The sequence below is a fragment of the Amycolatopsis sp. cmx-4-54 genome (assembly GCF_046548895.1).
Taxonomy (GTDB): Bacteria; Actinomycetota; Actinomycetes; order Mycobacteriales; family Pseudonocardiaceae; genus Amycolatopsis.
This window is the reverse complement of the sequence record NZ_JAEBEJ010000002.1, coordinates 592,533-618,326: the sequence shown is the minus strand read 5'-3', so window position 1 is coordinate 618,326 and position 25,794 is coordinate 592,533. Positions and strand designations below refer to the sequence as shown.

The window sequence follows — 25,794 nt, the reverse complement described above, 5'->3', positions numbered from 1 at the left end:
TCAATGAGGATTGGTAATGCCGCCGTCTCGCTCGTCCCGTCCCACCCAACGCGACATCGCCGAGCTCGCGGGAGTCTCGATCACCACCGTTTCCCACGTGGTCAACGGGACGAGGGCGGTGGCCGAGGAGACCAAACTGGCGGTCCTCCGCGCGATCGAGCAGACCGGCTACACCGGTGACGCCATCGCCCGCTCGCTGGTGACCGGCGGGACGAGGTCGATCGGCGTCGCGATCTCCCTGATCGCGAACCCGTATTTCGCCGTCCTGATCCAGGCGATCGAGCGCGAAGCCGCCCTGGCCGGGTACACGGTGTTGCTCGCGGACACCCACGACACCGTCGACACCGAACGTGAGACCGTGCGGACCCTGCGTTCGCGCCGGGTCGACGGGCTGCTGATCACGCCGTCGCCGGGCGACGGATCAGTGATCGGCGAACTCGTCTCGCTCGACGTCCCGACCGTGCTCATCGACCGGCTCTCCACCCGCACCGACGTCGACCAGGTCGGTGCGGAGAACATCCAATCGACGTCCGCGCTGACCGCGCATCTGGCGTCGCTCGGGCATCAGCGGATCGGCATGATCAGCGGTACGGCCGGGCTGAGCACCAGCGAAGAGCGCATCCTCGGCTATCGCCTGGGGCTCGGCCGCTCGGGTTTGACCTGGTCGGAGGACCTGGTCGCGTGCGGGCAGTCCTCACAGGCGGGCGGGGCGCTCGCGCTGAGCACGCTGCTCGCGCTGCCGGAGGCGCCGACGGCGCTGGTGGTCGCCAACGACACCATGATGGTCGGGGTGCTGCACGAGTTGCGGCGCCGCGGGCTGCGGGCAGGCGTCGACCTGCCGGTCGTGGTCTACGACGACGTCGAATGGGCCGATCTGGTCGATCCGCCGCTGACCACGATGGCACAGCCGATCGAGGAGATAGGCACACAGGCGGTGCGCCTGCTCCTGGCCCGGATCAACGATCCGGCACGCAAGGCCCAGACGATGCGGATTCCGCCTACGCTCCGCCATCGCGCGTCCTGCGGATGCGCTCTCGTTCACTCACATTGATGATTGTTGGGAGACTTTCCGGTCTCGCCGCCGGGTGACGCTCGGTCAGCCGTTACCGTCATTCAAGCTCGAATGAAGGCGTGGAGCGATGACCGCACTGTCCCCGGCGTTACCCCTGTGGGAGGACACCCCTGTCACCCACCGGTTCGGGGTGGCCATGGCGATGCACGCGAACCCGTATTCGGGTGAACTCGTCCGCGCCATCCGCCGCGCCGCACGCCGTCACGGTTGCGAAATCACCCTCGCCGACACCGGCGACAGCGTCGCCGAAGAAGCCGCGGTCATCCGCGCGCTGCGGGCGGATCGCGTCGACGGTGTGCTGCTCGTCCCGGCGGCCGGCGACGAAGCGGTGATCAACGGACTGGTCCGGATGGGCGTGCCGACCGTGCTCGTCGACCGGATGGCCGGCCGCAACGACGTCGACCAGGTCGGCTCCGAGAACATCCAGGCCGTGTGCGCGCTCGTGCGGCACCTCGCCGGGCTGCGGCACCGCAAGATCGGCTTCATCTCGGGCGAAGAGGACATGACCACCTACGAGGAGCGGGCGCTGGGCTACCGGCTCGGCCTCGGTCGCTCCGGGCTCCGGTGGACGTCGCAGCTGGTCGCGTGCGGGCAGTCGACCCCCGGCGGGGCGGCCGCCGCGACGGCGAAACTGCTCGACAGCTGGCCGTCGCCGACCGCGCTCGTGGTGGCGAGCGAGGCGATGATGATCGGCGTCCAGTACGAGGCGCACCGGCTCGGCATCCGGATCGGGCGGGACCTCGCGATCGTCGGCTACGGCGACATGGAGTGGGCGGGGCAGGTGACCCCGGCGGTCACCACGATGGCGCAGCCGATCGAGGAGATCGGGCGCAAGGCCGTCGAACTCCTGTTGGCCCGGATCACCGACCCTGAGCGACGACCCGAATCCGTACGGCTCGCACCGCGCTTCATACACCGTCAGTCGTGCGGCTGCTGAGTCACTACAGCGCCGATTGGATCCTCAGCGGTAAAGAGTGCTTCGGATCTCGCTGGTCAGAACCCCGCCGCCGGGTGAAGATGGCGGAATGACCGACCTGTGGACCGTGCACACCGCCGACCTCGAAGCAGGCGTGCTGAGCGCGGCACGCGCTCTGCTGGACGACGCCTTCGACGGCGATTTCAGCGACCACGACTGGGAGAACGCCCTCGGCGGCATGCACACGCTGGTGTGGGAGAGCGGCGAGCTGGTCGGGCACGCGTCACTGGTTCAGCGGCGGCTCGTGCACGGCGGGCGGGCCCTCCGGACGGGTTATGTCGAGGCGGTCGCCGTCCGCTCGGATCACCGGCGGCGCGGGCACGGTGCCGCGATGATGGACGCGCTGGAGCGGGTCCTGCGGAAGGCGTACGACCTCGGGGCGCTTTCGGCGTCCGAAGACGCTCTGGAGTTCTACGCGTCGCGCGGGTGGCTGCTGTGGCGCGGTAATTCGTCGGCCATGACGCCTTCGGGTATCGAGGCGACGAAGGAGGACGACGGGTCGATCCACGTACTGCCGGTCGGGGTCACCCTGGACCTGGACGGGGAGATCACCTGCGACTGGCGCTCGGGCGACGTCTGGTGACGCGCCTAGTCCTCTGAATGCGGTAGTTACGGGCGGTGCCAGACCGCATTCAGCCGACTGAATGCGGTCGGTCGCCTCGTGGCCGTGGGCGCCGCCGCCGACGTTGCGAAAGCCACTTTCGCAACGTTGAAGGTTGCGAAAGTGGCTTTCGCAACCCGCCACCTTCGCCTCACCCACGCATTTAGAGGACTGAATGCGGAGCACGCGGTCGTTGGGCGACCGTGTCACCTCGGCTTCCCATCGCATTCAGCCGACTGAACGCGGGGGTCGAGGGTCGCCGCGGCTTCCAGGAGCATCCACGCGCTCACCTGGACGGACAAGTCGCGTTCCGGGGCATCACTCGCGAGGGGTAGCGAAGGCGCCGGAGTCGCCCAGTCTGCGCTGAAAAGCGGGCCATGCGGTGTCTCGACGGCACCCGACCAGCACGCTTCGGCCGAACGCAGGACCAGGTCGCGCGCCATCCCGCTCGGCAGCAGCGGCGCCGCGAGCGCCAGGTACCGGGCGAGAATCCCGCCGAACAGGCCGCCGTCACCGCCTTCCTGCCCCCGGATCACCCCGTTCGGCGCGACGTGTTCCGCGACGGCCTCGATCGTGCGCCCCACTCTGTCCAGTTCGGACAGTTCGAGACAGGCGCCGAGGTAAACCCCTTGGCAGTACGTGAAAATATGCTTGACCAGTTCGCCACTACCGACCCGCAGGCCGTCCCACACCAGTCCGGAATCCGGGTCGACGAGCCGCTCGGTCATCCAGCCGGTCAAACCACGAGCGTGCTGCGTGGCACCTTCGCGGGCGTGGAAGATCGCGGCCGGGCCGTTCGCGGGGGCGTTCTTGAAATCGTCGCCGGCGCGCCACCAGATCCCGCCGCCCGCGTCGTCGGTCCAGCCTTCGCGCAGCCGCGAGCTGATCGCCTCCAGCCCGCCGCGGACGTCCAGCCCGAGGTGCCCGACGCGCTGCAGCGCGAGGCCGAGCCAGGCGATGTCGTCGTAGTAGTCGTTGATCCATTTGCCGAAGTTGCGCAACCGCACGGACACCACGAACCGGTCGATCAGCTTCAGCCGATCCGGTGAAGGGTCCCGCAACTGGGCGTCGACGAGCGTGTCCAGCAGATGCGCCTGCCACCAGTAGTTCCAGTGCCAGTGGACGCGCTGTCCCGCCGACGGCGGCCAGCCGCTCCGGCCGAGCACGGTCCCGGGCAGCCCCCACACGCGGCGCAGATGCCGGTCGCGGATCGCGCGCTCGGCGATCGCGGCCCGGTCGGCGAGAGCAGTCATCGCGCCATCATCCCTTGCCCGGTGACATACCGCTCAGTATGTTGAGGGAACTCCCGAACCCGCGAGGTGCTTCATGACCACGGCGCATGTGACCTGCCCGCTCTGCGAAGCCACCTGTGGGCTGGAGGTGACGATCGACGAGAAGAGCCTGGTCACCCGCGTGCAGGGCGACCGTGAGGACGTCTTCTCGCAGGGCTACATCTGCCCGAAGGGCGCTTCGCTCGGCGCGCTGCACCACGACCCGGACAGGCTCACCGCGCCGCTGGTGAAACGCGACGGCGAGTTCGTCGAGGTCACCTGGGACGAGGCGTTCGCCGAAATCGACCGGCGGCTCCGGCCGATCATCGACGAGCACGGCAAGAACGCCGTCGCCGTCTACTCCGGCAATCCGACGGTGCACAACGCGGCGCTGGCGCTCTACGGCCGCGTGTTCTTCAAAGCCTTGGGCACCAGGAACTTCTACACCGCGACCACGGTCGACCAGATGCCGAAGCACTTCTCCTCCGGCTACCTCTTCGGTGACCCGCAGACCATTCCCGTCGCCGACCTCGACCGCACCGAACACCTGCTCATCCTTGGCGCGAATCCGTTGGTGTCCAACGGAAGCCTGATGACCGCCCCGGACACCCGCGGGAAGCTGCGCGGGATCCAGAAGCGCGGCGGCAAGATCGTCGTGCTCGATCCGCGCCGCACCCGGACCGCGCGACTCGCCGACGAGCACCACGCGATCCGGCCAGGCACCGACGCCCTGTTCCTGTTCGCGCTGGTCAACGTCCTCTTCGCGGAGAACCGCGTCAAGCCGGGAGAGCACGTCGCCGGTGTCGACGAGGTCCGCGTGCTCGCGGAGCCGTTCACTCCGGAGGCGGTCGCGCCCGCGACCGGGATCGATGCCGCCGAGATCCGCCGCATCGCGCTCGAACTCGCGGACGCCGGGCGCGCCGCGGTGTACGGCCGGATGGGCACGACGACGCAGTCGTTCGGCACCGTCGCGAGCTGGCTGGTCGACGTCGTCAACACGCTCACCGGCAACCTCGACCGCGAAGGCGGCGTGATGTTCCCGCTGCCCGCCCTCTGGCGACCGCGCCGGTCGTCGCCGTTCACCAGCGGCCGCTGGACGAGCCGGGTGCGCGGGTATCCCGAGGTGCTCGGCGAGCTGCCGGTCGCCACGCTCGCGGACGAGATCGAGACGCCCGGCGAAGGTCAGGTGCGGGCGCTGGTGACCATCAGCGGCAACCCGGCGTTGAGCACGCCCAACTCCGCGCGGCTCACGGAAGCGTTGCGGCAACTGGACTTCATGGTCTCCCTCGACGTGTACCTCAACGAGACCACGCGGCACGCCGACGTCATCCTGCCCGGGCCGTCACCGCTGGAGCGGCCGCATTACGACGTCGCGTTGTACGCGCTCGCCGTGCGCAACGTCGCGAACTGGACACCGCGGACGCTGGAAACCGACCTGCCGCAGGAATGGGTGACCCTGCTGCGGCTGGCCGGGATCGCCGCCGGCCAGGGTCCGGACGTCGACGTCGCCGCCTTCGACACGATGGTCGCGGGCGAAACGGCACGGCGCACCGGCGTCGACCTGGCGCTCGCCGAAGGCCGCACAGGGCCGGCGCGGATGATCGACCTGATGCTGCGCGGCGGACCGTACGGGCTCAGCCTGGCCGATCTCGAAGCCGCACCGCACGGCATCGACCTCGGGGCGTTGAAACCCCGGCTGCCGGAGGCGCTCGCCACCGCGAGCGGGAAGGTCGAGCTGGCGCCGGACGCGATCACGAAGGACGTCCCCCGGCTGCGCGCGGAGCTGGACAAGACGCCGGACGGCGGGCTGCTGCTGATCGGACGGCGGCACCTGAGCTCGAACAACTCGTGGATGCACAACCTGACGCCGCTGGTCCGCGGCGGGAACCGGTGCACCGTCCAGGTGCACCCGGACGACGCCGCCCGGCTGGGGCTGGCCGACGGCGGGCTCGCGGCGGTGACGTCGCGGGCGGGGAAGCTCGAAGCGCCGGTGGAGGTCACGGCCGACGTCCGGCCCGGCGTGGTGAGCATGCCGCACGGCTGGGGTCACGACCTCCACGGCACGCGCACGCGGGTCGCCGCCGCGCACGCCGGGGTCAACTCGAACCTGGTCGCCGACGAAACCCTGCTCGACGTCCCGTCCGGGAACGCCGTGCTGAACGGCATCCCGGTGGAGGTGACCCCCGCCTAACCGCATTTCGTCCTCTGAATGCGGGGGTCACCAGGCCTGGGTGAGGTCGGCGTGCTGCCGGACCCAGGCGTGCATGACGATCCCGGCGGCCACGCCGGCGTTGATCGAGCGGGTCGTGCCGAACTGCGCGATCGACACGACCAGCGCCGCCGTCTTCTGCGCCTCGGCCGACAGACCCGGCCCTTCCTGGCCGAACAGCAGGACACACTCACGCGGCAGCTCGGCGGTCTCGACGGGCTGCGAGCCGGGAGTGTTGTCGACGGCCACCACGGCGAGCCCCTCCGTCGCGGCGAAGGTCAGCAGCCCGTCGACGTCCTCGTGGTGGAGAAGGTGCTGGTAGCGGTCGGTCACCATGGCGCCACGCCGGTTCCAGCGCCGCCGCCCGACGATGTGCACCGCGGCGGCGGCGAAGGCGTTCGCCGTCCGGACCACGGTGCCGATGTTGTGGTCGTGCTGGAAGTTCTCGATCGCCACGTGGAACGGGTGCCGACGGCTGTCCACATCGGACACGATGGCCTCGCGCCGCCAGTACCGGTACGGGTCGACGACGTTGCGGCGGTCTCCGTTGGCCAGGAGTTCAGGGTCGTAGCGCTCGTCCGAGGGCCACTCGCCCTCCCACGGACCGACGCCGACCTCTTCCTTCGCCACCCATTCGGTGGGACCGGCTTCTTCCGAGTTCACCCGAGGATTGTCACTCAGCCCAGGCTGACGCGGTGCGCCGGTGCGTCCCCGTCGTGGTGGCGGTGACGCCAACGCTGGTACGCGCCGATGTAGGAGATGATCACCGTCGCCATCGCGATCACGACGACGATCGGCAGCGACGAGCGCGGGAACACGGTGTCGTACAGGTAGTACGCGTTGAAGCCGCCGGGCAGGTCGCCGAGGCCCTGCTGGTGCCGGAAGTAGTTCTCGGCGGCCGTCAGCGGGCAGGGCCACGGGAAGACGTTGACGAGTACCCCCCATGCGGCGAAGAACACATGCACGAAGATCGCCTTCGGCCACCGCCACGCGAGGAAACCACCGAATCCGATGAACACCAGCGCGAAAATGTGCACCGCGACTGTCACGTTCGCCAGGAAACCCGCCACTTCAAGCCCCCTTTCACACCCCTACCAGGGACGTTACCCCTCTCGTATCGAGAAACGCTCACGAAAAAACGGGGCATCCTCCGTTCGCTCGGAGGATGCCCCGTTCGGGACCCGGTTACTCAGGACAGACCGAGATCGTCCTTGTTCAGAATGTAACGGTATTCGAGGCCTTCTTTCTCGATGGCCTCGCGCGCTCCGGTGTCCCTGTCGACGACGGTCGCGACGCCGACCACGTTGGCTCCGGCCTCGCGCAGCGCCTCGACGGCGGTGAGCACGCTGCCGCCGGTGGTCGAGGTGTCCTCGACGGCCAGCACGCGCTGTCCCAGCACCTCGACGCCTTCGATCCGGCGCTGCATGCCGTGTTCCTTGACGGCCTTCCGGACGACGAACGCGTCGAGCACGACGCCGTCGGTCGCCGCGGAGTGCAGCATCGCCAGCGCCACCGGGTCCGCGCCGAGGGTCAGGCCGCCGGCGGCGACGTAGTCCCAGTCGTGCGTGAGCTGGCGGAGCAGCTTCCCGATGAGCGGAGCGGCCGCGTGATGCAGCGTCGCCCGCCGCAGGTCGATGTAGTAGTCGGCTTCCTTGCCAGAGGACAAGGTCACCTTGCCGTGCACGACGGCGAGTTCGCCGACCAGTCTCGCCAGTTCGAGTTTCGCCGCTTGATCAACACCGGGGTACGCCACGGCCGAGAGTCTTACACACGGCCCACCGGGTCCTTCGACGGTAGCTCTAGTCATTGCCGGCCGTCGCCGCGTCGACGGCCTGGCCCCGGGTCGCCGCCCAGGCCGGGACCAGGGTCGCCGCCAGCGCGAGCGCCGCGGCGAGCCCGATGATGGTCAGGTAGATCAGCGGGGAGCCCATCGGCAGCAGGGAATCGGCCGCCACCAGGCAGAACGGGACGATCGAGCCCGCCGCGACGATGGTGCCCAGCACGATCCCGACCAGCGCGACGAGCCCGCCTTCGAAACCGGCCATCCGCAGCACCTGCGCCCTGGTCGAGCCGGTGAGCCGCTGGAGGCCGAACTCGCGGCGCCGCCGGACGGTCGCCATCACGAGCGTGTTCGCGACCGAAATCACCGTGTAGGCGATGATCATCCCGACCAGCAGGTAGTTCACCCACGCGCCGACGGCCTGGTCCTTGTCGTGCGCCGCGACGAGCGCCGCCCGGTCGCCGACGGACACCGGCAGCCCGGCCGTCGCCTCGCGAAGCCGTTCGGTGAGCGTCGCCGGATCGACGTCCGGAGCGGCGCGGACCAGCAGCTGCGGGGCGAGTCCGGCGGTGGTGTGCGGAGCCAGGAGACCGGCCGGGAACAGCAGGCTCTCGAAACCGGGGCGCTGGCTGGTCACCGCGACGATCTTGACGTCGACCGGCGTGCCGTCGCCGAGCCGCAGGCCCAGTGTGTCACCGACGCCGCGGCCGAAGTCTTTCGCGAAGACCTCGGGGAGCGCGACGGTCATGCCGGTCAACGCCTTCAGCTCGCCCTGGACCACCTTGGTGTCGGTCGTCGCACCCGCGCCGGTGGCCGTGAGGCCGACCGCCGGGAGGCCCTCGTCGGAGGAGTCGTACGGGTTCTCGAGGAACACGCTGCTGGTGACGTACTCGGACGCTCCGGCGACGCCGGGCACGGCCTGGATCCGCTGGACGAGGTCCGGGGACAGCCCGCCGGCCGCGGAGGCGATCACGGCGTCGGCGCGGACGTCTTCGGTGAACGCCTGGTTCGCCAGCTCCTGCTGGGTGGTCTGCAGGTAGATGTTCGCGGTCGCGATCCCGACGGCGAGCATGATCGGGGTGACCGCGCCCGCCGCCCGGACGATGCCCGCCCGGGTGTTGAGCACGGCGAGCCGGGCGTCGATGCCGCCGAGCAGGCGCATCGGCCACTGCAGGATCGCCGTCATCACCTTGGCGACACCGGGGGTGATCATCGCGACGCCGAGCGCCCAGAGGATCACCGCGGGTCCGGCGGTGCTGGCCGCGATCGGGCCGGTCATCACCGCGACGGTCACGATGGCCAGCGCGGTGCCGCCGCCGAAGCAGAGCGCGGCGACGACGACGCGGGTCGGGGTCAGCCAGCGGCGGGTCACCGCGGCTTCGGCGAGCGCCTCGGTCGGCCGGATCTTCCCGGCGCGGCGGCCGGCGAAGAAGGCGGCGATGAACACCGCGAGCATCGCGGCCCCCGCGCCGACGACGGCGGGCAGCCAGCCCTGGTAGAACCGCAGCACCGCGGGTACCACGCCGTTCTCGACGAGCTGCCCGAACAGCCACTCGCCCAGGTACGGGCCGAGTACCGCGGCGAGCGCGGTGGCGAGCAGGCCGACGGCCAGCGCTTCGCCGAGCACCATGCGCCGCAACTGGCGCGGGGTCGTGCCGATCGCCCGCATCAACGCGAGTTCGCGCGAACGCTGCTGGGTGGACAGGCTCAGCGTGCTGGCGACGACGAACATCGCGACCATCACCGAGAGCCCGCCGGACACCGCGGCGATGACGATCAGGTTGGAGCCGCTCGACTCGGCTTCGGGGAATTCCGCGACGCCGCGCTCGATCCCGGTCAGGACGTTCGCCCCGGTAGCGACCTCGGCGACCTTCGCCCGCACCGCTTCGACGTCCGCGCCCGGAGTGGTGAAGACGCCGATCGCGTCGGCCTTGCCGGGGTGCCCGGAGAGCCGGGCGGCGTCGGCGGCGGAGAAGAACACGGCGGCTTGCGTGATCGAACGCGGCGCACCGGCCACACCGGCGACGCGGAACGATTCGATCTTGCCGCGCGCGGCGACCTCGACGAGGTCACCGGGCTTCGCTCCCGACGTGGACTCGACGACCACCTCGCCCGTAGCGGGCGCGGCACCCGCGGCCAGCGCGTACGGGGTCAGGACGGCGGAGTCCCAAGCGTGGCCGAGGGCGGGCTTCCCGCCCGCCGCGAGCGGGAAGCTCACTTCGCCGACGACGTTCGAGACGCCGGGAACGGACCGAAGCCGGGAGACCAGACCGTCGTCGAGCCGGACGCGCTCGGGGAGCCGCGCGTCCTCGAACTTGCGCTTGTCATCGGGTTCGAGAGAGGCGGGGTCCGCCTTGGGCAGCTCGAAGGTCTGGCCGCCGGTGACGACGATCGGCGCGGCGGCGAGCCGCTGCGGCTCCGCGTTGCTGCGGATCCCGGTCTCCATCAGGCCACCACAGGAGGCGACGATCAGCGCGCCGAAGAAGACGGCGATGAAGGTGCCGATGAAACCGCCCTTGCGCAGGCGCAAGGTCCGGAAGGCGAGTCGCAGCATCACGCACCCGCCCCGACCGAGCTGCCCCAGGCACCCAGGTGGGTCATGCGTTCGGCGACGACGTCCGCGGTCGGCGCGTGCAGCTCGTCCGCGATCCGGCCGTCGGCGAGGAAGATGACGCGGTCCGCGTACGAGGCGGCCATCGGGTCGTGGGTCACCATGATCACCGTCTGGCCGGTCGTCCGGACGGAATCGCGCAGCAGCGCGAGAACCTCGGCGGCGGTGCGGGTGTCGAGCGCGCCGGTCGGCTCGTCGGCGAAGACCACCGCGGGCCGGGTGACCAGCGCCCGCGCGATCGCGACGCGCTGCGCCTGCCCGCCGGACAGTTCGCCGGGAAGGTGCTTGCGGCGGCCGGAAAGCCCTACGCGGGCGAGCATCTCCTCGACCACGCGGCGGTCCGGCTTGGCGCCGGCGAGCTGCTGCGGGAGCGTGACGTTCTGCTCGACGGTCAGCGCCGGAAGCAGGTTGAAGGCCTGGAAGATGAAGCCGACCCGGTCGCGGCGCAGCTTCGTCAGCTTCGTCTCGCTCATCCCGGCCAGCTCCTGCCCGTCGAGCACGACGGACCCCGACGTCGGCCGGTCCAGCCCGGCCGCGCAGTGCAGGAAGGTGCTCTTGCCCGAACCCGACGGGCCCATCACCGCGGTGAAACCGCCGCGCGGGAACGCCAGCGTCACCCCGTCCAGGGCGACGACGCCCTTGCCGTATTCCTTGCGGACGCCGTCGAGCCGGACCGCGTCACCGTTCCACCCAGTGTTCATGGGGAAAACACTAGGAATCCGAGGTCGGAAGCACCCTGGGGCGCGCGTGCGTCTCGTTGGTAGGGCGGGCCCTACCTGACCGCGCCGGTCCTGGCATCGACGTCGACGTCGTGCTCGATCCCCTTGCCGTCGCGTAGCTCGACCTCCCAGACCAGGGTGCCGTCGGCGGCGTAGTCGACCTCCATCTCGTCGAGTTCACCCGGCTGGCGTTGCTGCGCGGCCTGGAGTGCCTTGACCGCGTCGACACCCGCCTGTTCGACCTTCGCCAAGTCGTCGCTGGGCTTGGCGGTCTGCTGCTTGCCGAGGACCTGACCGCCGTCCGGGCTCACGCGCACCTTGTGCTCCTGCCCGTGCGACGCGACCTTGATCTCCCATCCGTCGGCCGCGGGCTCCACGTCGAACACCCGCCCGTCGGGCAAAGCGCCCGCCGCCGCTTGGATCGCCTTCACCGGCTGGGCTTCGACCGGCCCCGGTGCCGCGGGGGCGGGCGCCTCTTCGGTGGAACAGGCGGCCATCGTCAGTGCCACCGCGACGACAAGAAGTGATGACTTCATGATCCACGCGTACCCGCCCGGCACGGGCTCGAACCCCTCGGCAGGGCCGATGGCACTGTGGGGTGATGGCACTGTGGGGTGCTGGTCTCGAACGGACAGGGCCGGCTCCAGATCGGTGAGCTGACGACGGCGTTCGCGCTGTCGGCGGCGATCGGGCTGGAACGGCAGCTCAGGGGCAAGAGCGCCGGACTGCGGACCCAGACCATCGTGAGCAGTAAGGCGACCGTGTCTGGCGGGCGGGCAGGCCGCTGACGTTGCGAAAGCCACTTTCCCAACGTTCAACGTTGCGAAAGTGGCTTTCGCAACACGCCACGTCCGACTTACTCCTCGACAAGTGCGGCTAAGTGCGGCCCTTGCCGCCGAAACCGCCGCCGAGTTTCCGCAGCACCGCCCTCGGCAGCAGCCCGCCGATCGCGACGAGCGCCTTGTACTGCAGGCTCGGCACCGAGATCACCTTGCCGCGGCGCAGATCCGCGAGCGCCTCGTCGACGACCTGCTCGACACCGAGCCAGAAGGCCTTCGGACCGGGCTTGTCCAGCCCGGCCCGCTCGTGGAACTCCGTGGTGGTGAACCCTGGGCAGAGCGCCATCATGCGGACGTTCTCCGGCAGCGAGGCGGCGATGCCCTCGGTGAATGAGGTGACCCAGTTCTTGCTGGCGGTGTACGTCGAGCCGCGGCCGCTGAAGAAGCCGGCGACCGAGCTGACGTTGATGATCGCGCCCTCGCCGCGGTCGATCATCCCCGGCAGCGCCGCGCGGGTCAGCCGCAGGACGGCGGTGACGTTGACGTCCAGCTGACGCTGCAGCGCGTCCGGCGGGATGGTCCAGAAATCGCCGTTGAGCCCGAAGCCCGCGTTGTTCACCAGGAGCTCCACCGGCGCTTGGGCCAGGCGGTCCTCGACCAGTGCGCGTCCGTCCACTTCGGACAGATCGGCGGGCAGGACCACGACGTCGACGCCGTGCGCCTCGACCAGTTCCGCGGCGAAGGTCTCCAGCCTGTCGACGTCGCGGGCGACGAGCACGAGGTCGTACCCCTCGTCGGCGAGCCTGCGCGCGAACTGCGCGCCGATGCCGGCGGTGGCGCCGGTGATCAGGGCGGTCTGTGTCATATCGGGAACCTACTCCTCGGTCGGGTTCCGGGAAGGTACTCGGATGGGACAGGCGTGGGGGTCACCCACCGTGGGGATTTGACGTGCAACGGCCGGAGTCGGGAAGTATTGTGCGGCCCCATGGGGAAGCACAGCAGGCGCAAGCCGAGCTACCTGCCCAAGGTCGCGGTCGGCGCGGCGCCGCTGGCGCTGTTGCTCACCGGCCCGGCCTCCGCACTCGCGACCCAGACCGACCCGTCGATCCCGCTTCCCCTCGACCACCAGCGAGAAGGCAGCCTCGATCGCGGAGTCGGCTTCACCAGCGAAGGCGACACGACCGTCTTTCGCGGTTTCCTGACCAACACCGAACGGAACGTCTTCAGCAAGGACGTCGGTGACGTCAGGACCATCGCGGACGTGCGCCGCTCGGTGAGCGAGACCATCGAGACCCGCGACGGCGTCACGGCCCGTCCGGACAAGGTCGGCGCGCTCGCCGCGGCGAAGACCTCCGAGGCCGTCAAGCAGGGCCAGCGGGAAGCGGTGAAGGTCGAGCGGTACGGCAGCGTCGTCGCCGGGAACGAGACCAAACTCGAACGGACCGGCGCGCGGCTGACCGAGGTCTCGCTCGACCCGCGCACCGGCGTCCCCACCTTCGCCTCCGAGGACGAGCGCGCCCTGCGCGTGGCCGAGGGGACCTATCACGCCGTCCGCCCGCTGCCCAGGGTCGGCGTCATCAACGAGACGGACCAGCAGCTCGGTGGCGGCCTCGCGCGGGCCATGCGGCTCGACGGCGGTTTCTCCGGCGACCTCGGCGGCGTGCTGGAGTCCGGGCGGTCGTCCGGGCACGCGGTCGACGTCGGCGATTTCGCCGCCGTCGGGTCGACCTCGGCACAGCACGGCGACGGCCGGTTCAGCGGTGTCCTGCCGCTCGGCGTCGGCTCAGGTGCGGGTTACGGCCAGGAGCACGCTCTCGGCGGCACCATCGGACCGTCGACCGGGCTGGTCACCACCGGTCAGGACGTGGATCTGGCGCAGCACGGCGGCGGGCTCACCGGATCCGGTTCGCACACGATCAGCGGCGACCTCGGCATCGGCGACGTGGCGTCCGTCCGCGGCACCTCGACGTCGTCCGTGCGCGGGGTCCTGCCCACCACCGATCCGGCTCAGGCCGGGCGGGTGACGCAGTCCGGGACGCTCGACCTGGCCCTCCTCGGCCAGCCGACGCACACCGGCTTCGTCGCCGGGGCGCTCCCGCTGGAGTTCAAGCGGTTCTGATCAGGCCTGGGGCTCGATGTCGTCGGCGGCCTCGGCCTGCCAGTGACGGCCCGGGGTCGAGGCGTTGTCGTACTCCTCGTCGAACGGGTCCACGATGTCGGCGATCTCGCCGAGGTCGCGCAGCAGCCGCTCGAGCCGCGACGGCCCGGCGTTCGGGGCGACGCTCGCGAGCACCCACTCGTTCTCCAGCCACGCCACGCCGACGTCGCCGCCGAGCGAGTCCGCCGCGTCGACGAGATCCTGCGTGATCACCTTGCGGGCACCCTCGGAGTCGTCCGCGAAGGCGTAGCGCTGACCGATCGGGCCGAGCATCTCGGGCATGTCCTGGCGCTGGAACGGCACGCTCGACAGCCACATCTCCAGCGGCACCTCGTGCACGCGGTTGCACCGCACGGCGACCACGACCGCCGGGATCTGGCCCTCGGTCTCGATGTCGAAGATGAAGACGGGACGCCGCCCGTCGGAGGTGAAGGTGGACCCGGCGACGACGTTGACCGCCAGCTGGGCACCGAAGTACCCGATCGCGCCGTTGGACCACTGCCGCGGCAACCGTTCGTCCTCTTCGACGAACTGCCAGCCGCGCAGCTCGGCCCAGCGCATGCGCTCGCGATTGCGCGAGCCCTCCTTCGCCCGGTCGGCCGCGAGCAGCGCCAGCCCCGCCACCAAGGCGACGGCGGCGATGACGAACCAGATCCACGCCGGAATACCCACGACGGTCAGGGTATCCCCCTGCCCTCACCGGATGTGACCGCCGGGCGCCGTGTCGCGCCACCCCTTTCGGTGCCGTGCCCGGGAAAGACCACGAAAGACGCGGTGAAAGGTCGACAAATCGCTGTGTCGCCAACGCTATGAAGGGGCCTTTCATTGCAAATTTTGCGATGAAAGGCCCCTTCATCTCATTCGGCGGCCGGGCTCAGTCCACCCGGGTGACCGTCAGCGCCGCGGACGCCTCCTCGGCCGGGATGTCCACCCGCACCGTGTCACCGTCCCGGATCTCACCGGCCAGCAGCTGTTTCGCCAGCTTGTCGCCGATCGCCGACTGCACCAGCCGCCGCAGCGGCCGCGCGCCGTAGATCGGGTCGAAGCCGTTCAACGCGAGCCACTCGCGTGCCCCGGCGGTGACCTCCAGCGTCAGGCGGCGCCGCGACAGCCGCGTGGCGAGCCGCTCGATCTGGATGTCCACAATGGACGTCAGCTCGTCGGTGCCCAGCGCGTGGAAGACCACGATGTCGTCCAGCCGGTTCAGGAACTCCGGTTTGAACTGCCGCTGCACCACCGACATCACCGCGTCGTTGCGCTGACGCTCGTCGAGCGACGGGTCGGCGATGGCCTGCGAGCCGAGGTTCGACGTCAGCACCAGGATCGTGTTGCGGAAGTCGACCGTGCGGCCCTGGCCGTCGGTGAGGCGTCCGTCGTCGAGCACCTGCAGGAGCACGTCGAACACGTCCGGGTGCGCCTTCTCGACCTCGTCCAGCAGCACCACCGAATACGGCCGCCTGCGCACCGACTCGGTCAGCTGACCGCCCTGGTCGTAGCCGACGTAGCCCGGAGGCGCCCCGACCAGGCGCGCCACCGAGTGCTTCTCGGCGTACTCGCTCATGTCGATCCGCAGCATCGCGCGCTCGTCGTCGAACAGGAACTCCGCCAGCGCCTTCGCCAGCTCGGTCTTGCCGACGCCGGTCGGGCCGAGGAACAGGAACGAACCGGTCGGCCGGTCGGGGTCGGCGACGCCGGCCCTGGTGCGGCGCACCGCGTCCGAGACGACCTGCACGGCCTCCCGCTGCCCGATGACCCGCCTGCCGAGCTCCTCCTCCATCCGGAGCAGCTTGCCCGTCTCGCCCTCCAGCAGCCGTCCGGCCGGGATGCCGGTCCACGCGCTGACCACGTCGGCGACGTCGTCCGCGCTGACCTCCTCCTTGAGCATGACGTTCTGCTGGCTGACCTCGCTGGCCGCGATCGCGGCCTCGAACTCCTTCTCCAGCGCGGGAATCCGGCCGTAGCGGAGTTCGGCGGCCTTGCCGAGGTCGCCGTCGCGTTCGGCGCGTTCGGACTCGCCGCGCAGCTGCTCCAGCTGCTCCTTGAGGTTACGGACGCGTTCGATCGAGCCCTTCTCGTTCTGCCAGCGCGCGGTCAGCGCCGTCAGCGTCTCCCGCTTCTCGGCGAGTTCCGAACGCAGGATGGCAAGGCGTTCCTTGGAGGCGGCGTCGTCCTCTTTGGACAGTGCCATCTCCTCGATCTCCATCCGCCGCACGGCGCGCTCGACCTCGTCGATCTCGACCGGCCGCGAGTCGATCTCCATGCGGAGCTTCGAGGCGGCCTCGTCGACCAGGTCGATCGCCTTGTCCGGCAGGAACCGGGCGGTGATGTAGCGGTCGGACAGGGTCGCGGCGGCGACCAGCGCGGCGTCGGTGATGCGCACACCGTGGTGCACCTCGTACCGCTCCTTGAGCCCGCGCAGGATACCGATGGTGTCCTCAGTGGACGGTTCGCCGACCAGCACCTGCTGGAAGCGCCGTTCCAGCGCGGCGTCCTTCTCGATGTGCTGACGGTACTCGTCGAGCGTGGTCGCGCCGACCATCCGCAGCTCACCTCGGGCGAGCATCGGCTTGATCATGTTGCCCGCGTCCATCGCGCCTTCACCGGTCGCGCCGGCGCCGACGATGGTGTGCAGCTCGTCGATGAACGTGACGACCTCGCCCGCGGAGTCGGTGATCTCCTTGAGCACGGCCTTCAGCCGCTCCTCGAACTCGCCGCGGAACTTGGCGCCGGCGACCATCGAGCCGAGGTCGAGCGCCACCACGCGCTTGCCGCGCAGCGACTCCGGCACGTCACCGGCGACGATGCGCTGGGCGAGCCCTTCGACGATGGCCGTCTTGCCGACGCCGGGTTCACCGATCAGCACCGGGTTGTTCTTGGTGCGGCGCGAGAGCACCTGCACCACGCGGCGGATCTCGGTGTCGCGGCCGATCACCGGGTCCAGCTCGCCGGCGCGGGCGCGTTCGGTCAGGTCGACGCCGTACTTCTCCAGTGCCTTGAAGGTGCTTTCGGGATCCGCGCTGGTGATCCGCGCGGAGCCGCGCACCTTGGCGAACGCCTCGCGCAGCGCGTCCGGGGTGGCGCCGTGCCGCTTGAGCAGCTCGGCCACCGGACCGCCTTCGGTGGCGAGGCCGACGAGGAGGTGCTCCGTCGAGACGTACTCGTCGCCGAGTTCGGTCGCCAGCTTCTGCGCGTGCGTCAGCGCCTTGACGGCGTTCGTGTCGAACTGCGGGCTCGACACGGTGGCGCCCGTCGCCGACGGCAGCGCCGCGATCAGCGGCTCCAGCTCCTTGTTCACCTGCGCCGGATCGGCCCCGACCGCGGTCAGCAGCGGTGCGGTGAGCCCCTCACCCTGCGCCAGCAGCGCGCCGAGCAGGTGCGCGGCCGCCACGTGCGGGTTTCCCGCCATCGTGGCCGCCTGCGCCGCCGACGAGATCGCCTGCTGGGTCTTCGTGGTCGGGTTGAAAGCGTCCATCCCTCACCTCGTACTAGGTCGTGCAAAAGTTCGTCGACAGGTACAACGTCAGCAAAGTTGAGTCTGTTCCGCTCAACTTCAGAAAGTTCAGCCCCCGGTCGGGGAGACGGCCTCCACGGGCAGGCGTGGGCCCACCCGGCCGAGGCCGACGACGGCCGTGCAGGCGCACGCGGCCACGAGCACCCACGGGATCCAGACTGCCACGGAGAACAACGCCACGACGGCCGGAGCGATCACCGCCGCGAGCGTGAACGCGTATTGGAAGGCCGCCAGATACCGGCCTCGCGCCTCCGGCGGGGCCGCGGCTTCGGCCAGCGCGCCGGACCGGGGGCCGAACGCGAGATCGCCCGCGGCCAGCACGAGGGTCGCGCCGAGCAGGTAAACCGGCTGGAAGACCTTCGGCACGAACACCACCAGGAGGCACGCCAGGCACCACACCGCGAACAACGCCGAACCCGCGCGCATGGCGGCGATCCGGGTCAGCTTCCGGGTGAGCCGCAACGCGACGACTCCACCCAGACTGGTGACGACGGTGAGCAGCGCGATGATCGCGCCGGGAAGCCACCGAGGGCCTTGCAAGGAGTTGAGGACGTACACCGGTATCCCGATGAGGAAGAAGTCCATCGTGAGCGCGAACAGCCCGCTGAACACGATGAGCGCCAGGTACGGGCGGTTCCGCCAGACCCGCGCGGGCCCCGAGCGGCGCGGCAGGTGCCGCGGTGCGGGGGCGACCAGGGTCGACAGGATGGCCGCGGCGATGACGAAGGTCGCGACGTCGATCATCACGGCGACGTACAGACCGTCGGGCCCGATCCACACCAGCAGACCGGCCGCCGCGAGCCCGCCCAGACCGAAGCCCGCGGAACGGACCATCGCGGCTTCGGCGAACGGCCGGTCCTTCGGCCCTTCGCCCGCGACGTCGGCGATGAGCGAGAACTGCGAGCTGTAGAACAGCTGCTGCCCGGCCGCGAGCATGACGGTCGCGCCGACGACGCCGGCGAAACCGTCCGCCAGCAGGAAAGCGCTCGCTCCGGCGGCCTGCAGGACGTGGGAGCAGATCATCACCGTCCGCGGGCCGATCAGGTCGACGAGGCGCCCGGCGAGCGCGGGAACGAGCAGACCGGCGAACGCACCGAGAGTGACCGCACCCCCCGCCTGAGCGAGCGGCAGACCCACCACACGGATGACGAAGACGAGGCCCAGCGGAAGGAAGAGTCCCGAGCCGAAGTTGTCGATACCCAACGCGACCAGCAACGCGACCCGGCTTCGCACACCTTCGACGCTACCGACGTGACAGCGTCGCGAAAGGTCCGTTCAGTCAAGACCGGCGGGTAGGAACGGCCGCCGTCAAACGTCACAGGTCCGGACCGACAGGGCCGCTCGGATGTCCGTGTTCATCTCCGCCAGCCGGGTGGTCAGTTCGAGGACCTTTTCGTCGTCCCAGTCACCGAGCGCGCGCTCCATGAACTCCAGATATCCGGCTCGCCTGCGGCCCAGTTCCTCACGCCCGCGCTCGGAGATGCTGATGATCGACGCGCGGCCGTCCTCGGGCGCGGGACGGCGGTCCACCATGCCCGCCGCGGACAGCTGGGAGATTTGACGGCTTATGACCGAAAGGTCCACAAAGCGTCGTTTGGCCAATTCGGATGGGCGCGCTTCGCCGTGCTTCGCCAAGTCGGACAGCAGCATCGCGGCCGCCGGGTGCAGACCGGGGTCGTCCTGCCAGGCCTGCATCGTCCAGGCGTGCTGCAGCTGGGAGGCGGCCTTCAACTCACGCATCAGTTCGACCCTGGCGTCGTCGGCGGAGCTCATCGATGCCTCCCGGCTACTTGTACAGTACAACTTTATTCGGCGACACTTGCGTAAGACAACTATTTACCTCGTGAGATCGCCCACTGCCGACCGGTTTCGAGTACACCCGTCCGGAGCAACGATGCGGGCAAAAGGTCTCTCGGCAGCTAGTCTCGCGAACGAGCCGGAACCAGCCGACCGGCTCGACAGCCACTGACCGGAGAGGTGAATGATCCGTGAATTCTTCTCCGGCGGATCCTCGTCCGTGAATCCGGGGAACCGTCTTCCGGCATGCGCCACCCGATCAGCGACCCTCAGCCCGTGACCGCCGACGCGGTCAGTCCGGTGCCGCGGTCCTCGGCGCCGAGAGAAGCCCCGCCCGCGGTCACCGCGATGGTGCGGCTCATCCGGGACACCTGGGCGAAGTCGGAGCCCTTCATCCCGGAGATCTCCCAGTTCTTCTACGGGATGCTGTTCACCCTCGCGCCGGCGACCCGCGACTTCTTCCCGATCAACATGGAGGTCCAGCGCGGCAGGCTGGTGCGCGCGCTGGTCCACATCGTGCAGATGGTCGACCGGCCCGACGACCTCGTGCCGTTCCTGACCCAGCTCGGCCGCGACCACCGCAAGTTCGGCGTCATCCCGCGGCATTACGAAGCCGTCGGCACCGCACTGCTCGCCTCGCTCAAGAACCATCTCGGTCCGGACTGGACACCGGAGGTCGAACGCGCCTGGGCGGAGGCGTTCACCATCGTCGCCCGCGCGATGCAGGAGGCCGCCGCGGCCGACGTCAACCCGGCGTCGTGGTCGGCCACCGTCCTCGAACACCGGCGGCTCACCTGGGATCTCGCCCTGGTCCGCGTCCAGCCCGAATTCCCGGTGCCGTACCAGCCCGGTCAGTACATGAGCGTCGAAGTCCCGCAGCGGCCGAGGCTCTGGCGCTACCTGTCGCCGGCGAACGCGCCGCGCGAGGACGGCGGCATCGAGTTCCACGTGCGCGCCGTCGACGGCGGCTGGGTGTCCCGCGCCATCGTCAGCCATACGCAGCCCGGTGACGTCTGGCGGCTGGGACCGCCGCTCGGCAGGCTTTCGGTCGACCGGACCGACGGCCGCGACGTCCTCATGATCGCCGGCGGCACCGGTATCGCGCCGCTGCGCGCCATCCTGGACGACCTCGCGCAGTGGGGCGAGAACCCGAAGGTCCAGCTGTTCTACGGCGGACCGTCGCGTGAGGACCTTTACGACCTCGACGAACTGCGCGCCCTCGCGGCCACGAACCCGTGGCTCACCGTGACGCCGGTGGTCGAACACGGCGAAGAGGCCCCTGGCTGCGTGCAGGGCACGCTCGCGGAAGCCGTTACACAGCAAGGATCCTGGCCAGGGCACCGGATCCTCGTCGCCGGTTCGCCCGCGATGATCCGCGCGACGGTGTCCCGGATGCTGGTCGCGGGCAGCGCACTCGACCAGATCGCGTACGACCCCTTCACCATCGACTAGGAATTCGATTCCGCAATGGTGTTCAGCCGCGTTACGTGACGCGGTAATCACGGAGAAAACCCACCCGATCGGCGGATCACGCTTTCCAGCCACGGTGGCGAAAACCACTGGTGAGCAAGGGAAATTCAGCCCCGCTTGATCACCTTCACTTAGTGACAGACGGGGTTGACGGCGCGTATATCGTTTGCTCCGTTCGAGCGGGAAACAACCATTCATGGATCCTTTCGCGACGTTCGGGCATACAGTCGGGAACCCTCGGGGGAACACGAGCACGATGACATCGGGTCTGGAGAATATGCCCGATCCAACTGGAGAAAATCGTTCACCCATGACTGCCGAAACAGTGAAGTACGAGCATCCACCGAGTTCGTCGAGATCTTCACCGATTCCCGTCCCGCCCCTGGTCGAAACACCGGCGGCGGACAAGACCGTGGAGATGGCCAAGCTCATCAGGGAGAGTTTCGCCGCCATCGAAACGAAGGCCGAGGAGCTGTCCCAGTACTTCTACGGTGTGCTCTTCTCCGTTTCGCCGGATGCCAGGGCGTTGTTCCCGATCAACATGGCCACGCAGCGAAATCGTTTGCTGCGCGCACTCGTCTACGTCGTCCAGATGGTGGACCGGCCCGACGAACTGGCCACCTTCCTCGGTCAGCTCGGCCGTGACCACCGGAAATTCGACGTCCTCGGCCGCCATTACGACGCCGTCGGTGTCGCGTTGATCGCCGCGCTCAAAAGGTTCCTGAAAGACGACTGGACGCCGGAACTGGAAGACGCCTGGGTCACCGCGTACGGCGTCATCGCGAAGAACATGCGCGAGGCCGCCGGCAAGGAGGTCGGGCCCGCGTGGTGGAAGGCGACCGTCGTCGAGCACCGTCTCGCCACCCGCGACGTCGCCGTGATCAAGGTGTGCACCGATCAGCCGCTCCCGTACCGGGCGGGCGGTTACGTCAGCGTCGAAGTCCCGCAGCGGCCGCGGATGTGGCGATACTTCTCGCCCGCCACCGCGCCGCACGACGACGGGACGATGGAGTTCCACGTGCACGCCGTGCGCGGCGGCTGGGTCTCCCGCGCGATCGTCCACCACACCCGCTCCGGCGACGTCTGGCGGCTCGGCCCGTCGCTCGGCGCGCTTTCGGTGCACCACACGGAAAGCCGTCCGCTGCTGATGATCGGCGGCGGCACCGGCATCGCGCCGCTGCTCGCCCTGCTCGACGACATGTCGCGCTGGAAGAACAACCCGCCGGTGCACCTGTTCTTCGGCGGCCGCCGCCCGGAAGACCTTTACGCCCTCGACGAGCTCCGCGGGCTCACCGTCACCTCCCCCTGGCTGACGGTGACCCCGGTGACCGAGGAAGGCACCATCGCCGGTGGCGACCGCGGCACACTGGCCACGGCGGTCACCCAGCGCGGTGCCTGGAAGGAGCACGACGTGTACGTCGCCGGGTCGCCGTCGATGATCCGGGCGACGATCGCGAAACTGCTCGCCGCGGGCACGGACCTGGCGCGGATCAAGTACGACCCCTTCACCCTGGACTGAGCCGACACGTCGTTCGTATTAGGCCGATCGGCTGTTCCACCTGGGCTCGACGCAGCAGTAGGTCAGTGAATCATTGACCGCGGTCACCGGCGGATTTATGGTCTAGACCACATTGCTCCCCCTCACGGGAACACCGTCGTTCCATCCCCCAGGAGCCGGCATGACCGTCAAACGCAAGCTCGTGGCAGCCGCCGCCGGTGCGATCCTCGCCCCGATCGCCATCGTGGCCATCCCGCAGGTGGCCAGCGCCCACGGCTACGTGCTGTCCCCGCCCAGCCGCCAGGCGAACTGCGCCCAGGGCAAGGTGTCGGGCTGCGGTGCCATCGTTTACGAACCCCAGAGCGTCGAAGGCCCCAAGGGGCTCCGCAGCTGCAACGGTGGTCTTCCCGGATTCGCCGAGCTCAACGACGAATCGAAGCCGTGGCCCGCCGCGTCGGTCGGCAACAGCGTGACCTTCAACTGGAGGTTCACCGCCTACCACCGGACCACGAACTACGAGTACTACATCGGCGGTACCAAGATCGCCGACATCAGCGGGAACAACTCCGCGCCGAAGGACCCGACGTCGCACACGGTGAGCCTGAACGGCTTCAGTGGCCGCCAGAAGGTGCTGGCCATCTGGAACATCGCGGATACGCCGATGGCCTTCTACAGCTGCATCGACCTGCAGATCGGCGGCGGCAACCCGCCGACCACCAGCAACCCGCCGACCACGAGCAACCCGCCCACGACGTCGAACCCGCCGTCCAGCACCACCAACCCGCCCACCGGCGGCACCTGGGCGGCCGGGACGGCCTACACGGTCGGCAGCACGGTGACCTACGGCGGCACCACCTACCGGTGCCAGCTGGCGCATACGGCGATCCAAGGCTGGGAGCCGCCGAACACCCCCGCACTGTGGACACGGCAGTGAAACTGGCCCTCGTACTCGTCGCCGGTCTCGTGGCCCTCGCGGGCTGCGGGTCCGGCGACGGCTCACCCCCCAATGCCGGCGCGCCGATCTCCCCGGTCCCCCAGTCGGCGGGGGCGTCCGCGGGGTACAACGACGCCGACGTGATGTTCCTGCAGATGATGATCGCCCACAACGACCAGGGCGTGGAGATCGTCAAACTGGTGAAGGCCAAGCAGGGGCAGAGGCAGGAGCTGGCGAATCTCGCGGCCGCCATCGAGGCGACACAGCAGACCGAGACCACCGACATGCGGAACTGGCTGAAGGCCTGGGGCAAACCCGATACGGGCTCGGCGGACCCGCACGCGCACCACCATCACGGTGGCGACGGGCTCACCGACAAGGGACTGCTCGAAGCACTGTCCAAAAAGGACGGTCCGGAGTTCAGCCTCGACTTCGCCGACATCTTCGTCGCGCACCAGCACAACGGCGTCGCGCTGGCGAGGACCGAACTGAAGGACGGCAAGAACCCGGAGGCGAAGGCGCTGGCCCAGCGGATCATGGACTCGCGCACCGGCGAGGTACAGCAGATCCGGACCCTGGTGCCCGGCCAATGACGCAATTCGTCCTCTAAATGCGTTCAGTCACGAAGGGCAGGGCGGTGGCGTAGCGCGGGATCCCTCGGGACAGGGGGCGGTGACCACGTGGGCCGACCGCTCACTCCTGCCTCCGTCGACGTTGCGAAAGCCACTTTCGCAACGTTGAAGGTTGCGAAAGTGGCTTTCGCAACCCGCCACCTTGCGTCGACTCGCATTTAGAGGACTAGGTGCGGCGTTTGGGCTTCCAGACCACGAGAGCCGTCTGCTGCCGCAACGGAACGAGATCCTTGCGGTAGGAGGCGTGCACGGCCGCGGCCGTCTGTTCGGCGGCGACGTACGCCGCCGTGAGCTCCTCGGTCAGTTCGGCGATCCGCGCGCGGAGGGCGTCGACCTGGTTCTCCAGCTCGATGATCCGCTTGATGCCCGCGAGGTTGACACCGTCGGATTGGGACAGTCGCTGCACTTCGCGCAGCAACGCGATGTCCCGCATCGAGTAACGCCGTCCGCCACCGGAGGTCCGGCCGGGCGACACGAGACCCTGCCGGTCGTAGGACCGCAGGGTCTGTGCGTGCAGGCCGGAAAGCTGCGCCGCCACCGAAATGACGAACACGGGGGTGTCCTCGTCCGCACCGTGCGGCAGCCCGCCGAACATCGTGCTCACCTGCCTTCGAGAAGTTCGGTGATCTCCGGTCGCGGATCGTGATCGGCCATGGCCTCCGCGTAGGCCTCCAGCGCTTCACGGTCCTTGTCGTCCAGTTTGGCCGGGATGGCCGCCTGCAGGGTGACCAGCAGATCGCCCTGCGAGCCGTCGCGTTTCGCGATTCCCTTGCCGCGCACCCGGAGCACGCGACCGCTCGCCGTGCCCTCCGGCACCTTCAGCGAGACCTTGCCCTCGAGCGTCGGCACGGTGATCGTGCCGCCGAGGGCCAGTTCCGTGAAGGACACCGGCACGGTGATCGCCAGGTCGAGGTCCTTGCGCCCGAACACCGCGTGCGGAGCGACGTGCACGCGGACGTACAGATCGCCCGGCTGCGCGCCGCCACGGCCCGGTTCGCCCTGACCCGCCAGCCGGATCCGCTGGTCGTCGGCGACGCCCGGCGGGATCCGCACGGTCAGCGTGCGGGTGCGGGTGCTGATGCCCTCGCCCGCGCATTCCGGGCAGGGGTCGTCGATGATCGTGCCGCGGCCGCGGCAGTCACGGCACGGCTCCGAGAACGCGAACGCGCCCTGGCTCCGGCTGACCAGCCCGCTGCCCTGGCAGGTCGCACACGTCCTCGGGGAAGTCCCCGGTTTCGCGCCGTTGCCGCCGCAGGTGGAACAGGTCGCCGGGCTCGACAGCCGCAACGGCAGGGTCGCGCCCTTGACCGCCTCGACGAAGTCGATCCGGACGTCGGTCTCCACGTCCGAGCCGCGCTGCGGCCGGTTCGCCGTGGCACCCGCGGCGCCGCGGCGGCCGAAGAGACCGCCGAGGATGTCGCCGAGACCACCGAAGCCGCCCTGCTGCTGACCCGCCTGGCCGAAGATGTCGCCGACGTCGAAACCGCCGCTGCCACCGCCGGCACCCGGGAAGCCGAAGCCGCCGGGACCGCCGGAGCCGAAGAGGCGGCGAGCCTCGTCGTACTCCTTGCGCTTGGACGTGTCGGAAAGAACGCCGTACGCCTCGGAGACCGCCTTGAACTTCTTCTCGGCCTCCGCGTTGCCCGCGTTGGCGTCGGGGTGGTTCTCCTTGGCCAGCTTGCGATAGGCCTTCTTGATCTCGTCCGCGGTGGCGTCGGAGGAGACGCCCAGCTCACGGTAGAAGTCCTTACCGATCCATTCCCGTGCACTCACCGA

Annotated in this window: 24 protein-coding genes; 10 read left to right on the top strand and 14 right to left on the bottom strand. The window is 69.5% G+C overall.

What is annotated here, in order from left to right:
- Positions 1-16: 16 nt before the first annotated feature.
- The 3 genes from ACLJQ7_RS08180 (at position 17) to ACLJQ7_RS08170 (ending at position 2,631) form a co-directional block, all read left to right on the top strand.
- Complete coding sequence (locus tag ACLJQ7_RS08180; RefSeq protein ID WP_410647505.1) at positions 17-1,051, top strand: LacI family DNA-binding transcriptional regulator; 1,035 nt, start codon at positions 17-19, stop codon at positions 1,049-1,051.
- 88 nt (positions 1,052-1,139) lie between these two features.
- A complete protein-coding gene (locus tag ACLJQ7_RS08175) occupies positions 1,140-2,009 on the top strand; it encodes a LacI family DNA-binding transcriptional regulator (protein WP_034312391.1) in 870 nt (289 codons plus the stop codon).
- Positions 2,010-2,097: 88 nt separating this feature from the next.
- A complete protein-coding gene (locus ACLJQ7_RS08170) occupies positions 2,098-2,631 on the top strand; it encodes a GNAT family N-acetyltransferase (protein WP_410647504.1) in 534 nt (177 codons plus the stop codon).
- A gap of 224 nt (positions 2,632-2,855) precedes the next feature.
- Here ACLJQ7_RS08170 and ACLJQ7_RS08165 read toward each other — a convergent pair whose 3' ends face one another.
- Positions 2,856-3,902 carry a glycoside hydrolase family 76 protein gene (locus tag ACLJQ7_RS08165; RefSeq protein ID WP_410647503.1) on the bottom strand — a complete coding sequence of 349 codons (1,047 nt, stop codon included), beginning with the start codon at positions 3,900-3,902 and terminating at the stop codon, positions 2,856-2,858.
- A gap of 73 nt (positions 3,903-3,975) precedes the next feature.
- Here ACLJQ7_RS08165 and ACLJQ7_RS08160 point away from each other — a divergent pair, with 73 nt between their 5' ends.
- A complete protein-coding gene (locus ACLJQ7_RS08160; RefSeq protein WP_410647502.1) occupies positions 3,976-6,111 on the top strand; it encodes a molybdopterin-dependent oxidoreductase in 2,136 nt (711 codons plus the stop codon).
- A 27-nt stretch (positions 6,112-6,138) separates the two neighbouring features.
- Here the strand turns inward: ACLJQ7_RS08160 and ACLJQ7_RS08155 are convergent, their stop codons facing one another.
- The 6 genes from ACLJQ7_RS08155 to ACLJQ7_RS08130 form a co-directional block, all read right to left on the bottom strand.
- On the bottom strand, positions 6,139-6,792 hold the full coding sequence (locus ACLJQ7_RS08155) for a TrmH family RNA methyltransferase (RefSeq protein WP_410647501.1): 654 nt from the start codon (positions 6,790-6,792) through the stop codon (positions 6,139-6,141).
- A 14-nt stretch (positions 6,793-6,806) separates the two neighbouring features.
- Positions 6,807-7,199 carry a DUF2784 domain-containing protein gene (locus tag ACLJQ7_RS08150; RefSeq protein ID WP_410647500.1) on the bottom strand — a complete coding sequence of 131 codons (393 nt, stop codon included), beginning with the start codon at positions 7,197-7,199 and terminating at the stop codon, positions 6,807-6,809.
- 119 nt (positions 7,200-7,318) lie between these two features.
- Entirely contained in the window at positions 7,319-7,882 is a 564-nt protein-coding gene (pyrE, locus tag ACLJQ7_RS08145; RefSeq protein WP_016338130.1) for an orotate phosphoribosyltransferase, read from the bottom strand.
- Positions 7,883-7,928: 46 nt separating this feature from the next.
- Positions 7,929-10,463, bottom strand: coding sequence for an FtsX-like permease family protein (locus tag ACLJQ7_RS08140; protein WP_410647499.1), 2,535 nt, complete (start codon positions 10,461-10,463; stop codon positions 7,929-7,931).
- Complete coding sequence (locus tag ACLJQ7_RS08135) at positions 10,463-11,221, bottom strand: ABC transporter ATP-binding protein (protein WP_410647498.1); 759 nt, start codon at positions 11,219-11,221, stop codon at positions 10,463-10,465. Before ACLJQ7_RS08135 ends, ACLJQ7_RS08140 begins: the two co-directional genes overlap by 1 nt.
- A 71-nt stretch (positions 11,222-11,292) precedes the next feature.
- On the bottom strand, positions 11,293-11,775 hold the full coding sequence (locus tag ACLJQ7_RS08130) for a PepSY domain-containing protein (RefSeq protein ID WP_410647497.1): 483 nt from the start codon (positions 11,773-11,775) through the stop codon (positions 11,293-11,295).
- 78 nt (positions 11,776-11,853) lie between these two features.
- Between ACLJQ7_RS08130 and ACLJQ7_RS08125 the strand changes: the two genes are divergently transcribed.
- On the top strand, positions 11,854-12,027 hold the full coding sequence (locus ACLJQ7_RS08125) for an MgtC/SapB family protein (protein WP_410647496.1): 174 nt from the start codon (positions 11,854-11,856) through the stop codon (positions 12,025-12,027).
- Between the two features lie 88 nt (positions 12,028-12,115).
- On the opposite strand, the gene ACLJQ7_RS08120 is transcribed toward ACLJQ7_RS08125, so the two are convergent.
- On the bottom strand, positions 12,116-12,883 hold the full coding sequence (locus tag ACLJQ7_RS08120; RefSeq protein ID WP_410647495.1) for an SDR family NAD(P)-dependent oxidoreductase: 768 nt from the start codon (positions 12,881-12,883) through the stop codon (positions 12,116-12,118).
- A gap of 120 nt (positions 12,884-13,003) precedes the next feature.
- Between ACLJQ7_RS08120 and ACLJQ7_RS08115 the strand changes: the two genes are divergently transcribed.
- Complete coding sequence (locus ACLJQ7_RS08115) at positions 13,004-14,137, top strand: hypothetical protein (protein ID WP_410647494.1); 1,134 nt, start codon at positions 13,004-13,006, stop codon at positions 14,135-14,137.
- On the opposite strand, the gene ACLJQ7_RS08110 is transcribed toward ACLJQ7_RS08115, so the two are convergent.
- The 4 genes from ACLJQ7_RS08110 to ACLJQ7_RS08095 form a co-directional block, all read right to left on the bottom strand.
- On the bottom strand, positions 14,138-14,848 hold the full coding sequence (locus ACLJQ7_RS08110) for a hypothetical protein (protein ID WP_125679540.1): 711 nt from the start codon (positions 14,846-14,848) through the stop codon (positions 14,138-14,140).
- 202 nt (positions 14,849-15,050) lie between these two features.
- Positions 15,051-17,648: an ATP-dependent chaperone ClpB gene (clpB, locus tag ACLJQ7_RS08105; RefSeq protein ID WP_410647493.1), complete on the bottom strand. Its 2,598-nt coding sequence runs from the start codon at positions 17,646-17,648 to the stop codon at positions 15,051-15,053.
- Between the two features lie 87 nt (positions 17,649-17,735).
- Positions 17,736-18,920 carry an MFS transporter gene (locus tag ACLJQ7_RS08100; RefSeq protein ID WP_410647492.1) on the bottom strand — a complete coding sequence of 395 codons (1,185 nt, stop codon included), beginning with the start codon at positions 18,918-18,920 and terminating at the stop codon, positions 17,736-17,738.
- A gap of 75 nt (positions 18,921-18,995) precedes the next feature.
- Positions 18,996-19,460 carry a MarR family winged helix-turn-helix transcriptional regulator gene (locus ACLJQ7_RS08095; RefSeq protein WP_410647491.1) on the bottom strand — a complete coding sequence of 155 codons (465 nt, stop codon included), beginning with the start codon at positions 19,458-19,460 and terminating at the stop codon, positions 18,996-18,998.
- A 270-nt stretch (positions 19,461-19,730) separates the two neighbouring features.
- Here ACLJQ7_RS08095 and ACLJQ7_RS08090 point away from each other — a divergent pair, with 270 nt between their 5' ends.
- From ACLJQ7_RS08090 to ACLJQ7_RS08075, 4 genes are all read left to right on the top strand, one after another.
- Positions 19,731-20,936 carry a globin domain-containing protein gene (locus ACLJQ7_RS08090; RefSeq protein ID WP_410647490.1) on the top strand — a complete coding sequence of 402 codons (1,206 nt, stop codon included), beginning with the start codon at positions 19,731-19,733 and terminating at the stop codon, positions 20,934-20,936.
- A gap of 436 nt (positions 20,937-21,372) precedes the next feature.
- Positions 21,373-22,473 carry a globin domain-containing protein gene (locus tag ACLJQ7_RS08085; RefSeq protein WP_410647875.1) on the top strand — a complete coding sequence of 367 codons (1,101 nt, stop codon included), beginning with the start codon at positions 21,373-21,375 and terminating at the stop codon, positions 22,471-22,473.
- A 160-nt stretch (positions 22,474-22,633) separates the two neighbouring features.
- Positions 22,634-23,386 carry a lytic polysaccharide monooxygenase gene (locus tag ACLJQ7_RS08080; RefSeq protein ID WP_410647489.1) on the top strand — a complete coding sequence of 251 codons (753 nt, stop codon included), beginning with the start codon at positions 22,634-22,636 and terminating at the stop codon, positions 23,384-23,386.
- Positions 23,383-23,979 carry a DUF305 domain-containing protein gene (locus tag ACLJQ7_RS08075; RefSeq protein WP_410647488.1) on the top strand — a complete coding sequence of 199 codons (597 nt, stop codon included), beginning with the start codon at positions 23,383-23,385 and terminating at the stop codon, positions 23,977-23,979. Before ACLJQ7_RS08080 ends, ACLJQ7_RS08075 begins: the two co-directional genes overlap by 4 nt.
- 205 nt (positions 23,980-24,184) lie before the next feature.
- Here ACLJQ7_RS08075 and ACLJQ7_RS08070 read toward each other — a convergent pair whose 3' ends face one another.
- Positions 24,185-24,613, bottom strand: a complete 429-nt coding sequence (locus ACLJQ7_RS08070) for a heat shock protein transcriptional repressor HspR (protein WP_410647874.1) — start codon at positions 24,611-24,613, stop codon at positions 24,185-24,187.
- Positions 24,614-24,618: 5 nt separating this feature from the next.
- On the bottom strand, positions 24,619-25,791 hold the full coding sequence (dnaJ, locus tag ACLJQ7_RS08065) for a molecular chaperone DnaJ (protein WP_410647487.1): 1,173 nt from the start codon (positions 25,789-25,791) through the stop codon (positions 24,619-24,621).
- Between the last annotated feature and the right edge of the window lie 3 nt (positions 25,792-25,794).

Excerpts from the sequence above, each read along its gene's own strand:
- ACLJQ7_RS08070 (WP_410647874.1), bottom strand. The coding sequence starts at position 24,613 with ATGTTCGGCGGGCTGCCGCACGGTGCGGACGAGGACACCCCCGTGTTC.
- ACLJQ7_RS08120 (WP_410647495.1), bottom strand. The coding sequence starts at position 12,883 with ATGACACAGACCGCCCTGATCACCGGCGCCACCGCCGGCATCGGCGCG.
- ACLJQ7_RS08140 (WP_410647499.1), bottom strand. The coding sequence starts at position 10,463 with ATGCTGCGACTCGCCTTCCGGACCTTGCGCCTGCGCAAGGGCGGTTTC.
- ACLJQ7_RS08175 (WP_034312391.1), top strand. The coding sequence starts at position 1,140 with ATGACCGCACTGTCCCCGGCGTTACCCCTGTGGGAGGACACCCCTGTC.
- ACLJQ7_RS08115 (WP_410647494.1), top strand. The coding sequence starts at position 13,004 with ATGGGGAAGCACAGCAGGCGCAAGCCGAGCTACCTGCCCAAGGTCGCG.
- ACLJQ7_RS08130 (WP_410647497.1), bottom strand. The coding sequence starts at position 11,775 with ATGAAGTCATCACTTCTTGTCGTCGCGGTGGCACTGACGATGGCCGCC.
- ACLJQ7_RS08170 (WP_410647504.1), top strand. The coding sequence starts at position 2,098 with ATGACCGACCTGTGGACCGTGCACACCGCCGACCTCGAAGCAGGCGTG.
- ACLJQ7_RS08165 (WP_410647503.1), bottom strand. The coding sequence starts at position 3,902 with ATGACTGCTCTCGCCGACCGGGCCGCGATCGCCGAGCGCGCGATCCGC.
- ACLJQ7_RS08085 (WP_410647875.1), top strand. The coding sequence starts at position 21,373 with ATGGCCAAGCTCATCAGGGAGAGTTTCGCCGCCATCGAAACGAAGGCC.
- ACLJQ7_RS08095 (WP_410647491.1), bottom strand. The coding sequence starts at position 19,460 with ATGAGCTCCGCCGACGACGCCAGGGTCGAACTGATGCGTGAGTTGAAG.
- ACLJQ7_RS08135 (WP_410647498.1), bottom strand. The coding sequence starts at position 11,221 with ATGAACACTGGGTGGAACGGTGACGCGGTCCGGCTCGACGGCGTCCGC.
- ACLJQ7_RS08160 (WP_410647502.1), top strand. The coding sequence starts at position 3,976 with ATGACCACGGCGCATGTGACCTGCCCGCTCTGCGAAGCCACCTGTGGG.
- ACLJQ7_RS08180 (WP_410647505.1), top strand. The coding sequence starts at position 17 with ATGCCGCCGTCTCGCTCGTCCCGTCCCACCCAACGCGACATCGCCGAG.
- clpB (WP_410647493.1), bottom strand. The coding sequence starts at position 17,648 with ATGGACGCTTTCAACCCGACCACGAAGACCCAGCAGGCGATCTCGTCG.
- ACLJQ7_RS08080 (WP_410647489.1), top strand. The coding sequence starts at position 22,634 with ATGACCGTCAAACGCAAGCTCGTGGCAGCCGCCGCCGGTGCGATCCTC.
- ACLJQ7_RS08090 (WP_410647490.1), top strand. The coding sequence starts at position 19,731 with ATGCGCCACCCGATCAGCGACCCTCAGCCCGTGACCGCCGACGCGGTC.